Raw genomic sequence first — 12,835 nt, forward strand, 5'->3', positions numbered from 1 at the left:
CCAGGACTCCTGGTCCTTGTAGGCGCGCGCCACCTCGTCCTGCTTGGCCGCGTACGCGGCGAAATCCGCCAGCACGAGGTAGCGATCCTCCTCCATCAGGCTGTCCACCAGCGGCTTGAAGAGGTGCTTGTCCTCCGGCGAGAAGAAGCCCGAGGAGATGAGGTCCAGGGCCTCGCGCAGCTCCACGTTGCGCTCGTACTCGTCACGCGGCCGGTAGCCGGCGCGCTTGCGGGCGATCACCTCGTCGGCGGTGAGGCCGAAGAGGAAGAAGTTGTCATCGCCCACCGCCTGGCGGATTTCCACGTTCGCGCCGTCCAGCGTGCCCAGGGTGAGCGCGCCGTTCATCATGAACTTCATGTTGCCCGTGCCGGAGGCCTCCATGCCCGCGGTGGAGATCTGCTCGGACACGTCCGTGGCCGGGATGATGCGCTCGGCGAGGCTTACCCGGTAGTTGGGCACGAACAGCACCTGGAGGCCCGTGGTGCCCGCGTCGCTGTTGACCACCTCGGCGATGCCGTTGACGAGGCGGATGATGAGCTTGGCCAGGTGGTAGCCCGGCGCCGCCTTGGCCCCGAAGAGGAACACCCGCGGGGCGACGATGGTGCTGGGATCCCGCCGCGCCTTCATCCACAGCGACACGATGTGCACCGCGTTGAGCAGCTGGCGCTTGTACTCGTGCAGGCGCTTGATCTGCACGTCGAAGATGGCGTTCGGGTCCAGGTTCACCCAGCAGAGGTCCCTCAGGTAGCGCGAGAGGTCCTCCTTGTTCTGCTTCTTCACCTCGGCGAAGGCCTTGCGGAACGCGGGATCCTCCGCGTGCGGCACCAGCTTCTGGAGCTGCTCCAGGTCCGTCGTCCACCCGTTGCCGATGCGGCTGGTGATGAGCTTGGACAGTCGCGGGTTGCTCCACACCATCCAGCGGCGGGGCGTCACGCCGTTGGTCTTGTTGTTGAAGCGCTCGGGGTACATCTCCGCGAAGTCGGTCAGCACGTCGCGCCGCAGCAGGTTGGTGTGCAGCTCGGCCACGCCGTTGACGCTGTGGCTGCCCACCACCGCCAGGTGGGCCATGCGGATCTTCTTCTCCGGGCCCTCCTCCACCAAGCTCAGCCGCCGCATCCGCTCATGGTCGAACGGGTAGCGGATCTGCACCTGCCGCAGGAAGCGGTGGTTGATTTCGTAGATGATTTCCAGGTGGCGCGGCAGCAGGCGCTCGAAGAGCGTGGCGGGCCACTTCTCCATGGCCTCGGCCAGGAGCGTGTGGTTGGTGTAGCCGAAGGTGGCCTGGGTGATGGCGAAGGCCTCGTCCCACTGGAGGCGCTTCTCGTCCACGAACACGCGCATCAGCTCGGCCACGGCGATGGCCGGGTGGGTGTCGTTGAGCTGGATGGCCGCCTTGTTGGGGAAGTCGCGGAAGTCCGTGTGGTTCTTCAGGTAGCGCCGGACGATGTCCGCGATGGAGCAGGCGACGAAGAAGTACTGCTGCTTGAGGCGCAGCTCCTTGCCGGCCTGGAAGGCGTCGTTGGGGTAGAGGACCTTGGAGATGACCTCCGAGTCGTTCTTCTCCACCACCGAGCGCTCGTAGTCACCGGCGTTGAAGAGGAGCAGGTCGAACTCCTCGCTGGCGCGCGCCTGCCACAGCCGCAGGGTGTTGACGGTGTTGTTGCCGTAGCCGGCGATGGGCGTGTCATAGGGCACGCCGACGACCGTCTTGCCGCCCACCCAGCGCGCCATGGGCCGCCCGTCGGCGCCCTGGTGGTGCTCCACGCGCCCGAAGAAGCGCACCGGCACCGCCTTCTCCGGCCGGACGATCTCCCAGGGGTTGCCGAACTTCAGCCACTCGTCGGCGCGCTCCACCTGATAGCCGTCGACGATGTCCTGGGTGAAGATGCCGAACTCGTAGCGGATGCCGTACCCCATGCCGGGGTAGCCGAGCGTGGCCAGCGAGTCGAGGAAGCACGCCGCCAGGCGCCCCAGGCCACCGTTGCCCAGGCCCGCGTCCGGCTCCATCTCGATGAGCGTGGTGAGGTCCACGCCCACCTCGCGCATGGCCTGCTCGGCGGCCTCGTACATGCCGATGTTGATGAGGTTGTTGCCGAGCGCGCGCCCCAGCAGGTACTCGGCGCTGAGGTAATAGGAGCGCTTCACGTCCTGCTCGTAGTAGGTGCGCGCGGTGCGGACCCACCGTTCGGTGAGCCGGTCACGCACGGCGAGCGACAGGGCCATGAAGCGGTCGTGCGCGGTGGCCGTCTCGGCGTTCTTGCCACGCGAGTAGCGCACATGCTGGAGGAAGCCATGACGCACGTTGTGCGGATCCAGCCCGGTGCGGCTGGGCTCACGCCCCGTGTCGTGCGTGTCGGACGCGGAGGATTGCGGCAGAGCGACAGGTGCGGGGTTGGACATTCGGTGTGCTCTTCGAAGGGGAAATCGGAGGGGAAAACAGCGGGGCTCGCCAGGGTAGCCCGAGCCGGAGGGGCTCGCACCGAAAGAAAAAATGCGTGCTCCTAGAGCGAGCAGGCGCTCCGGCGGAGGCGTTGGGAACTGGAATTTCCGGCTGGAATCCCGGGTTGTCGGAGGTTCCCTTCCGGGTCTTTCCGGAGTGGAGCGTGCTTCGCAGAGTGCTCGCGGATCCCGCGAGGACTCTGGTAGGAAGCAGGAGCATCCAGGTCCTGCCCCCGGCCTGGAACCCGGAAGGTTCTCTCATGCCCAGCGACAAGAACGATCTCGCTCAGCGGATCGCCATCTGCAAGCCCGAGGACACCGTTCGCGGCTTCATCTTCAAGTCGGTGTACGGGCTGGTGGAGAAGCGCGCGGGCAGCGCGGGCGTGGATCGCATGCTGCAGCAGCTCCGGGTGAACAAGATGCCGGTGGACTTCTTCTCCTACCCGGCGGCGGACTTCCTGCGGCTGCTCTACATGGCGGCGGACGTGCTGGAGCCCCAGTTCCCCACCGTGGAGGACGCGATCCGGGCGTGCGGGGCCGCCACCGTGACGGGCTTCTTCAACTCCTACGTGGGCCACACGCTGGTGAAGCTCATCGGGATGAATGATCCCAAGCGGCTCTTCTCCTCGGTGCAGACCGTCTATTCCACGCTGGTGAGCTATGGCAACCGCTCCTACCAGGACCTGGGGCCGGGCCGCTTCCGGCTGGACTACGCGGGAGACATGCAGCCGGTGTACTTCCACGAGGGCGCCCTCACCGAGGCGGTGCGCGTGATGCGCGGCAACGGCCAGGTGAAGGGCACGGCCCTCGCGGTGAACCACGCCCAGTACGTGGCGGAGTACACCTGAGGGCCGTCTCCGGACGGCTCAGCCCTGCTTCTGTCCGGCCCAGAAGATGTTGGTGCCGGAGGAGGCGTCCAGCACGTTCTCCACCGTCTTCAGCCCTCGGGACGGCGGGCCCTCGCACACCGCCTGGAACTCCGCCTGCGTGCGGTGGATGACGTACCAGTCGCAGACGTACTCCATGAAGGAGCGCCAGGGGTTCTCCTGGTGCAGGTTCGTCAACAGCAGCAGTCCGCCGGGCGCCAGCTGGGTGAGCATCGTCTCCAGGAAGCGCGCGATGACGTTGTCCTTGAGGTAGTCGAGGATGCCCGCGGCGATGATGACGTCCATGGGGCCGTTGGGGTTGTGCAGCTGCTCCGGGGCGTCGCGGTGGCGCAGCAACTGGTAGGTGGACAGCTGGACGATGTTCAGCTGCGGCGGCGGCACGCCGTTGCGCGGCAGGCGCGCGAGCTTCTCGAACTGGCGGCGGTTGAAGTCGAGCGGGGCCGGGTCGAAGTCGCACAGGGTGAAGTCACCGGTGCCGCCCAGGGCGGTGAACTCGCGCAGCGTGTGCTCGGGCCCGCAGGCGAAGGACAGCACGCGCAGGGGCCTGCCCAGCGTCTCCTGGTGGCGGTGCAGTTGGCCGAGCAGCCAGGGCACGCGCGCCCGGTGCGCCCGGCCGGGACCGCAGTTGATGGAGTAGTGCGTCAGCAGCCGCGCCAGCGGGGAGACGCCGCGATCCTCGGTGTCGAAGATCATCTCCACCGTGACGTAGTCACCGGGGTAGCCCAGGGGCTTGTCCACGGCGCGCCGCACGAAGGGGCTCTGCAGGAAGAAGGGCTGGACGGCCGAGCGGTGGTGCTCCAGGGCGCGCTCGCGCTCCTCCTCCGTCAGCTGGCTGTCCAGGGTGGTGAGGCGGGCGAAGAGGCTGTCGAGCCAGGCCGTGACCTCGGGGATGCGCCGCTGGAGCACGGCGGCCTGCTCCAACTGCATCTGCTGGCGCTGCGCGGGATCTCTCGGGAAGCGCGCCAGACGCTCCGGGAGGCCTTGCTGCATCTCATCGCTGAGCTGAGCGAGCCCGCGGTGGAGCTCTTCGGCGGTATTGATGAATTCGGCGATAGCGGACATTCGATCTGTCTTGAGGAGGGTGGGGGGGCACTGCTCACGACGCGAGGAACACCCCATCCTATCAGACAGGTCGGGCGGCGCGGAGGGGGGGCTGCTCGCACCTCCCGCGCCTTCCCGACGGAGGGCGCCGCCGACCCTACAGCCGAGGTCAGGCGGACATCCCGGGAAGAACCTACTTCCGCGCGTCCACGGCGGCCACCGAGACGGTGTCCAGTTGCCGCGCCAGAGGGGCCACCTTGGCGCTGAAGTCGGCCAGCAGGCTCTTGGGCAGCGGCTCCGTGCGCGGGAAATTCTGGTTGAGCGGGTTGACGTGGCCGCCGTTGCGCTTGAGGGCGTAGTGCAGGTGCGGGCCGGTGCTCCGGCCCGTGTTGCCCGAGTAGGCGATGACCTGCTTCTGGCTCACCCGGGCGCCCACGCGCACCCCGGCGCCGTACTTCGACAGGTGCAGGTAGCACGTCTCGAAGGCATTGGCGTGCCGCACGCAGACGGTGTTGCCGCCCGCGCCGGTGTTGTGCGCCACGGTGACGGTGCCGTCCGCCACGGACCACACCGGGGTGCCGATGGCGGCCGCGTAGTCCACGCCGTTGTGCGCCTTCACGTACTTGAGCACCGGGTGGACGCGGCTGCCGAAGCGGCTGGTGACGTGGGCGTACTTCAGCGGGCTCTTCAGGAAGGCCTTGCGCGCGCTCGCCCCGTCCTCCTGGAAGAAGCTCGCCTTGCCGTCCGGCAGCTCGTAGCGGAACACGCGCTTGGTGCCCACCGACTCGCCCTCGTACGTCGCCGCCAGCACCTCGCCGTAGCGCAGGATGCGGCCCTTGGAGACGAACTTCTCCACCAGCGCCCGCGCCCGGTCTCCCCGGCGCACGTCCCGGTAGAAGTCGATGTCCCAGGCGAACACGTCCGCCAGCACCATCCCGATGACCGGATCCTCGCCCGCGGCCAGCGCCGCCTCGTACAGCGAGTTGTTGATCTCCAGCGACACCAGGCCGATCTGCTTCTCCACCTCGATGGAGCGCTTGCTGCCGACGAACTTGTCGCCGTCGCGGCGCACCTGCCACTCGTCCACCGCGCTCTGCCGGTAGTCGAAGAAGTCCAGCACGCCCTCGCGCATCACCAGGCGGAACTGGTCGCCCACCCGCGACTTGCGGAAGTCGAACACGCCCTCCAGCGCGGAGATGAGCGCCCCCACCTGCTCCGGCGGAAGCCCCGCCTCCTGCAGTGCCACCGCCATCGGCTGGTTGGGCTCGATGCGGCGGTTCTTCACGGTGTAGGCGGTGGAGGCTTCGGCGAACGGGGCGGCCAGCAGCACACCCAGGCACAGAACGGTAGCGGCGAGTCTCATGGGGCTCGCGCAGTCTAGGAGAGCTACAGGCCTGTGCCCAACTTCCGGCGGAACATTTCCGCGTCCCGCCGGGGGCTCGGTTGCACGCTCGGGCTCCAGGATTCAGGAGCGCTGTGCATTTGCGGCACGGTGGAAAATCAGAGGTCTATCTTCTTCTCCGTGTGGTTGGTGCCGTCGAAGCGCAGCATCATGCCCTTGTTGTCGTACTTGGTGATGATGCAGGTGGGCCGCCGCCACAGCGACTGGAGGTTGCGCAGCGTCTCGCGCGCGTAGTCCCCCTTCAGGTCCTGCCCGTCGTGCTTGTGCGCCAGCAGCAGCTCGCCCCGGTTCTCGTGGTTGGCGTCCACCACCTCGATGATCGGCTGGCCGAAGTTGGTGAGCCCCTGCAGCAGCTTGTTCTTCACCTTGCGGAACTCTCGGTCGAGGATCTCCCACGAGTTGCGCTTGTCGTTGAAGCCGTAGACGAACAGCTTCTGATCGATCGCGAACTCGGGCGTCAGGAACGTGTCGATGAAGGTGATGTCGTTGTAGTGCTTGCGCACCTCGAAGATCTTCTCGCGGCCCGCGCCCAGCTTCTTGTCCCAGGAGCGGCGCGCGCGCAGGTCATCGCACTCGTCCCACTCCTTGCCGAAGCGGCCCTTGTTCCAGCGCTCCTCGATGTCCCGCCACAGCTCGATGCCCAGCTTGTACGGGTTGAGCGCCCCGGGCCGGGTCCCCATGGTGCCCGAGTGCCGGTCCGCGTAGTCGATGATCTCCTCATCCTTGAGCGCGCGCCGGGTCATGATCGTGGAGTGCCAGTAGCTGGCCCAGCCCTCGTTCATGATCTTCGTCTGGCCCTGCGGGGCGAAGTAGTGGGCCTCGTCGCGGATGATGGAGAGGACGTCCGACTCCCACGGCTCGAGCGGGGCGTGCTCCAGCAGGAAGAGCAGCACGTCGCGCTGGGGGCGCTCGGGGAACTTCTTGGCCCGCTGCTTCTCGTCCTCCACCTTCTGGCGCTGGCTGTCGAGGAACTCGGAGGGGTTGATGAAGCCGCGCATGTACTCGCGGTCCACCTTGAAGCCCTCCACCCGCTCGTTGGACTTCATCTCGTCCTCGGCCCGCTTGGGGTCCGGGTTGCGACGGATGTGCGGGGCGTGCTGGTCGATGAGGTTCTCCAGCGACAGCGTCCGGTCGATGAAGTCCTCCACCTTCTCCACGCCAATCTTGTCGATCCACCGGCGCACGCGCGTGGCGTGGTTCGCCATGTCGTCGATCATCCGGCGGTTGGTGTGGCGGAAGGAGAAGTTGTTCTTGAAGAAGTCGCAGTGGCCGTACACGTGCGCCATCACGAGCTTCTGATCCACGTCCGAGTTGCTCTCCTGCAGGTACGCGTAGCAGGGGTCGTTGTTGATGACGAGCTCGTAGATCTTGCTGAGCCCGTACTCATAGCCCTTGGAGAGCTGCTCGTACTCCATGCCCCAGCGCCAGTGAGGGTAGCGCGTGGGGAAGCCTCCATAGGAGGCCACCATGTTGAGCTCGTCGTAGCTGACGACCTCGAAGATGGTCTCGAAGAAGTCGAGACCGAACCCGCGGGCATAGCCCTCGATCTCCTCCTTCAACTTCGACAGGCTCGGGGTGAGGCTCTTGGGCATCGCGAGCTCCAGGGGGCGAGAGGCCTAACGGCCCTTGCCGAGAAAATCCTTGATGGAGGCGTAGATCGCGTCTTTGTCCGCGATCTCGCTCAAGGCGACATTGTTGGAATCCCCGATGGCTTCGCGCAGGTCCTTGATGAACTGACCGCTGCCGTAGGGGCTCTCGACCTGGCCGTAGGCGAACTGGTTGACGCCGGGGAGGATGTCCTCGCGCAGCATCTCGATGCACTGGCGCGTGTCATCCGCGCTCCAGTTGTCGCCGTCGGAGAAGTGGAACGGGTACACGTTCCACGCGCTCTTCGGGTAGTCCGCCTTGATGATGTCCCGGCACAGCTTGTAGGCACTGGAGATCATCGTGCCGCCGGACTCCCGGGTGTGGAAGAAGGTGTCCCGGTCCACCTCGCGCGCCACGGCGTCGTGGATGATGTAGCGCGACTCCAGGCCCTTGTACTGGTGGCGCAGCCACGTATCGAGCCAGAAGCTCTCGACGCGGACGATCTCCTTCTGCTCGTCACCCATCGAGCCGGACACGTCCATCATGTAGATGATGACCGCGTTGGTGTCCGGCAGCTCCTGGAGCTTGTAGCTGCGGTAGCGCCGGTCCTCGCGCGTGGGCACGATGATGGGCCGGTTCGGGTCATACGTCCCCATGGCGATCTGCCGCTTGAGCGCCTGTTTGTAGGTGCGCTTGAAGTGACGCAGCGACTCGGGGCCGGTGGTGTTGACCCCGGTGTACTTGATCTTCTGGGTGACGATCTTCTCGCTGTGCCGGCGCTCGATGTGGGGGAGCTGGAGCTCCTCCCCCAGAATCTGCGCCAGCTCATCGAGGGTGACGTCGACCTCCAGGGAGTGGTCGCCCTCTCCCTGACCGGCCTGGTGCCCGTCCCCGGGCTGTACCGAGCCCGGGGAGAGCTGCTGACCCACCTCACCATCTCCCTGTCCGACGCCCCCCTGCTCCTTGTGGCCGTACTTGAAGTGGGGAATGTCGATGAACGGGATGGGGATGGAGATGGAATCCTTCCCCTTCTTCCCGACCATCTCCCCCTTCTGCACGTACTTGCGCAGGTTGGCTTTGATCTTCCCCCGGACGATCTGCTTGAAGCGCGAGTGGTCTTGGTGGATCCGCAGCGACACGTTGGCCTCCTTGCCTACTCCTTGGCGTCACCGCGCGCGAAGATGCTGGCCACGAAGTTGAGCACGTCCGTGGAGCAGATCTCGCAGTACCCGGAGTTCTTCATCAGCCGGTCCTTGACCAGGTCGATCTTCTCCTGGGTCTCCTTGTCCACCACGCTGGACACGAGGTTCTTGAGCTTGATGCTGTCCTTCTGATCCTCGAACAGCTTGAGCTCCAGCGCCTTGTGGAGCCGCTCGTTGGTCCGGTAGTTGAAGCTCTTGCCATCCACGGCGAGCGCGCCGATGTAGTTCATGATCTCCCGGCGGAAGTCGTCCTTGCGGCTGTCCGGGATGTCGATCTTCTCCTCGATGCTGCGCATCAGGCGCTCATCCGGCTCCTCGTAGAGGCCGGTGTACTTGTTGCGGACCTTCTCCTTCTGGGTGTAGGCCTTGATGTTGTCGATGTAGTTGCCGCACAGCTTGCCGATGGCGTCCTCGTCGGCGCTGATGGCGCGCTGGACCTCGTTCTTGACGATGTCCTCGTACTCCTGCTTCACCGAGGTGAGCATCTCCTTGAAGCGCTTGCGCGAGTCCTCGTTGTTGATGAGCGAGTGGCCCTTGAGACCGGCCTCCAGCTCGTTGAGGACCATGAAGGGGTTGATGCAGCCCTCCCCCTTGTCGCTCACCAGGGCATTGGAAATCTTGTCCTGGATGTAGCGGGCGCTGATGCCCTCGAGGCCCTCGCGGCTGGCCTCCTTGCGCAGCTCCTTGATGTTGTCCTCGGTGAAGTTGGGCAGCGTCTTGCCGTTGTAGAGCTTGAGCTTCTGCAAGAGCGAGAGGTTGTGCTTCTTGGGCTCCTCCAGGCGCGTGAGGACGGCCCACATGGCGGCCATCTCCAACGTGTGCGGAGCGATGTGCTTGCCCTTGATGGCGCGGGAGTTGAAGTCCTTCTCGTAGATCTTCACCTCCTCGCTGAGCTTGGTGATGTACGGGATGTCGATCTTCACCGTACGGTCGCGCAAGGCCTCCATGAACTCGTTGTTCTCGAGCTTCTTGTACTCGGGCTCGTTGGTGTGCCCGATGATGACCTCGTCGATGTCCGTCTGGGGGAACTTCTTGGGCTTGATCTTGTGCTCCTGCGAAGCCCCGAGGAGATCGTAGAGGAAGGCCACGTCGAGCTTGAGCACCTCGACGAACTCGATGAGGCCGCGGTTGGCGATGTTGAACTCGCCATCGAAGTTGAAGGCGCGCGGGTCGGAGTCCGAGCCGTACTCGGCGATCTTCCGGTAGTTGATGTCACCGGTGAGCTCGGTGGAGTCCTGGTTCTTCTCGTCCTTGGGCTGGAAGGTGCCGATGCCGATGCGGTCCTTCTCGCTGAAGACGAGGCGGTTGACGCGGATGTGGTCGATGACCTTGGAGAACTCGCCCTTGTACTGCGTCATCAGCTCCTTGAAGACGAAGCGGCAGGCGGGGCACAGCTCGCTGCCATCCGGGATGGTGTAGCCGCTCTCCGGCGGGCACAGCTCGCTGAAGACCCGGCCGCGCCACTCGCGGGGGATGAGGTTGAGGGGCTCCTCGTTCATCGGGCACTTCATCTTCTCGCGCACCGTGGAGCCGTCGGGGCCCTTCTTCTCGGTGAGCCAGGAGAAGGTGTAGGCGGCGCCCTCGGGCGTGCGGGAGTACTCCTCCAGGCCCTTCTTGAGCAGGCGGGCGATGGTGGACTTGGACGAGCCCACCGGGCCGTGCAGGAGGATGACGCGCTTCTCGGTGCCGTAGCCCTGGGCCGCCGACTTGAAGACGTTGACGAGCTTCATCAACGGCACGTCCAGGCCGAAGATGGCGTCGCGGCCGCCGAACTTCTCGTCACTGAAGAAGTGGTAGCGTGTGAGCTTCTTCTTGTTGTCGATGTACTCCGACTTCCCGTGGCTGAGGATCATGTCGTAGATCCTCTGGAAGGCGGTGCGGGTGACCTTCGGGTTCTTGCGGACGATCTCGAGGTAGTCCTCGAACGAGCCCTCCCAGTGGAGCTCCGCGTAGGTCTTCACGTCTTGGAACGCGGCGATCTTCGCGATCCACGAACCTTTGTTCTCGACGTCCTTCATGTTGCTCCCTCGGCCGCCCCGGAGCGCGGGATTTCCGCGCCTTTAGAGGGCCCAAAATTGAACCTGGGGGTGGACACGCCCAATTCCACACCCCCCGCGACGGGTCCCAGGCGACACGACTGCCTGTCCTGCCCTTTCGGGACCCCGCCGCGGGGTGGGACCGCGTGGCAACTCGTGTCGGAGGAGCGCGATGCCGATGCATCGTGCCCCGCCTCCACGGGGTGAAAAGGCACACTCCATTATAAGGACGGCCCTTCCCGCACGTGAGGCAGTCGCACGTCCGTCGGTCATCAGTGAACTGAGGTACGAGGGGACGGGTGGAAATTGAACGTTCAGCTGTGGGGCAGGGTCCCTGCCTGCTCTACATGTCGGCGCGCGGTGGGCCACGGCCTCCACCTCGCCAAGGGAATGCGCATCGCGGACGGCCAAACACGCCCGGGCCGCCACCGGGGGCAGGGTGCCCCGGCGACGGCCCGGTGGGTGCGACTCAGCGGCGGCTTACTGCGACAGCGCCTGCTGGTTGGCGAGGCGGCGGGCGCACTCGGCCTTCATGTCCACGTAGTAGTCCTTGGCCGAGAGCGAGATGGCCTTGGTGTACAGCTCCAGCGCCTCCGGGTACTTGCCCGAGGCGTCCAGCAGCACCGCCAGGTTGTAGAGCGCCGCGGGGTTCTGCGGGTTGCCCTGCACGTAGGCCTCCATCTCCGTGATGGCGCGCGGCACGTTGCCGTTACGCGCCACCTCGATGATCGGCTTCTGCGCCTTGTCGTCACCGTCCATGCGGATGGACTTCTGCACGTACATGGGCGTGATGTCGTAGAGGATGCGGCTCACCAGCGCCCGCGCCGCGTTGCCGATGGCCTGGTCCTTGTCCTCGCCACGGCCCGTGGTCTCGTACTCCTGCTCGGCCAGCATCGCCTTGCCCGCGGCGTTGAAGGCGGTGACGCTCACCACCGTCTTGGCCTCGTAGAACTTCTCCTCACGCTCGGTGGCGTTGCCCTTGCTGTCGGTGCCCTTGACGATCTCCGTCTTCTTCTCGGCGTCCCAGTCGTTGACGTCGATGCGCAGGCCGATCTCGTCCTGGCTCTGGGCGGGACCGCTGCCGGCGTTGATGATCTGCACCGAGCGACCGGCCACCTTCACGACGATGCCCTCGTCGGAGCGGTCCGCCACCTGGAAGTAGCCTCCGCCGCGGGCCTGGCGGGTCAGCTCATCGAGCATGAAGTCGCGGGCGCCCTTGCGGCCCTCGGTCTGAACCACCGTCAGCCGCTTGGCGGCACCCAGGTTCACCCGGGCCGGCTGGAGGACGTTGACCTTCAGGGACGGCGCACAGCCCACCGCGAGCGTGGTGGCGAGCGCCAGGACGATGTGACGCAGAGAACGAGTCGAAAGCATGTGTGGTGAATCCCCCGTTTAAGAGTGGCCCAGCTTGACTTGGGCGGGACGCACGCTAGCACGAGCTCCAGGCGAGCAGACAAGCTGGTGGGTCCTGAAAGACCCCCTTTTTCGGGATGCCCGCTTGGCTTTGGGCCGGGCCTGCGTATTCTCCGCGCCCTCCATGTCGTCCGCTTCGAACGCCCCCGTCCTTCCCGCCGCTCCCCCTGGTTCCACGCCCGCGCTCTCCGCGGTCCCGGAGCCGCTCGCGGAGCCGAGTTCCCGCCTGCTGCTGGGGCTTCTCATCGCCGCGGCGCTGCTACCGCGCCTGCTGTTGATGCCCTTCAACGAGAACTTCTACGGGGACGCGGTGGCGCGCACGGAGCTGGCCGAGCGCTGGGCGCGCGCCCCTCACCTCATCACCTCCTATGCGGACGGGGCCTTCCAGTTCGGGCCCCTGCATCTGTACCTCGTGGGCGCCGTGCTGAAGGTGGTGCCGGACAAGGCGCTCGCGGGCCGGCTGGTGAGCCTGCTCTTCGGGGTGCTGGCGGTGGTGCCTCTCTTCTCGCTCACCCGGCGCCTCTTCGACTGGCGCGCCGGCGTGTGGGCCTCGCTGGCCTTCTGCGTCTGGGGCATGCACCTCCAGATGTCCACGACGGCGGCCAGCGAGTCGCTCTCGCTCTTCCTCATGCTCTGGGTCTTCGCGCTCTGCGCCGAGGGCCTGGACGAGAACCGCTTGGGGCCCATCTTCGGGGCGGCGGTGGTGCTCAACCTGGCGTGCGCCACCCGCTATGACGCGTGGATGTTCATCCCGCTGCTGTGCGTGGGGCTGCTGCTGTGGGGCGAGGACCGGGTGGCCGGCCTCACCCGCGCCGTGGGCTTCGGTCT

Annotated in this window: 9 protein-coding genes; 2 read left to right on the forward strand and 7 right to left on the reverse strand. The window is 66.0% G+C overall.

What is annotated here, in order from left to right; genetic code table 11:
• The coding region (locus VF794_RS09405; RefSeq protein ID WP_331108919.1) for a glycogen/starch/alpha-glucan phosphorylase at positions 1–2,400 on the reverse strand (2,400 nt) is incomplete at its 3' end.
• Positions 2,401–2,699: 299 nt separating this feature from the next.
• Here VF794_RS09405 and VF794_RS09410 point away from each other — a divergent pair.
• Positions 2,700–3,287 carry a TIGR02265 family protein gene (locus VF794_RS09410; protein WP_331108921.1) on the forward strand — a complete coding sequence of 196 codons (588 nt, stop codon included), beginning with the start codon at positions 2,700–2,702 and terminating at the stop codon, positions 3,285–3,287.
• A gap of 18 nt (positions 3,288–3,305) precedes the next feature.
• On the opposite strand, the gene VF794_RS09415 is transcribed toward VF794_RS09410, so the two are convergent.
• The 6 genes from VF794_RS09415 to VF794_RS09440 form a co-directional block, all read right to left on the reverse strand.
• The gene (locus VF794_RS09415) at positions 3,306–4,388 is read right to left on the reverse strand and encodes a class I SAM-dependent methyltransferase (RefSeq protein WP_331108923.1); all 1,083 of its coding nucleotides are present in this window, start codon (positions 4,386–4,388) and stop codon (positions 3,306–3,308) included.
• 172 nt (positions 4,389–4,560) lie between these two features.
• Complete coding sequence (locus VF794_RS09420; RefSeq protein ID WP_331108926.1) at positions 4,561–5,730, reverse strand: peptidoglycan DD-metalloendopeptidase family protein; 1,170 nt, start codon at positions 5,728–5,730, stop codon at positions 4,561–4,563.
• A 137-nt stretch (positions 5,731–5,867) separates the two neighbouring features.
• Entirely contained in the window at positions 5,868–7,361 is a 1,494-nt protein-coding gene (locus VF794_RS09425) for a SpoVR family protein (protein ID WP_331108927.1), read from the reverse strand.
• Between the two features lie 24 nt (positions 7,362–7,385).
• Positions 7,386–8,495: a DUF444 family protein gene (locus VF794_RS09430; RefSeq protein WP_331108928.1), complete on the reverse strand. Its 1,110-nt coding sequence runs from the start codon at positions 8,493–8,495 to the stop codon at positions 7,386–7,388.
• A 14-nt stretch (positions 8,496–8,509) separates the two neighbouring features.
• A complete protein-coding gene (locus tag VF794_RS09435; protein ID WP_331108929.1) occupies positions 8,510–10,576 on the reverse strand; it encodes a serine protein kinase in 2,067 nt (688 codons plus the stop codon).
• 498 nt (positions 10,577–11,074) lie between these two features.
• Positions 11,075–11,968 (reverse strand): tetratricopeptide repeat protein, encoded by an 894-nt coding sequence (locus VF794_RS09440; RefSeq protein WP_331108931.1) that lies wholly within the window; start codon positions 11,966–11,968, stop codon positions 11,075–11,077.
• 163 nt (positions 11,969–12,131) lie between these two features.
• Between VF794_RS09440 and VF794_RS09445 the strand changes: the two genes are divergently transcribed.
• The coding region (locus VF794_RS09445; RefSeq protein ID WP_331108933.1) for an ArnT family glycosyltransferase at positions 12,132–12,835 on the forward strand (704 nt) is incomplete at its 3' end.

This window comes from Archangium sp. (genome assembly GCF_036389735.1).
Lineage (GTDB): Bacteria > Myxococcota > Myxococcia > Myxococcales > Myxococcaceae > Archangium.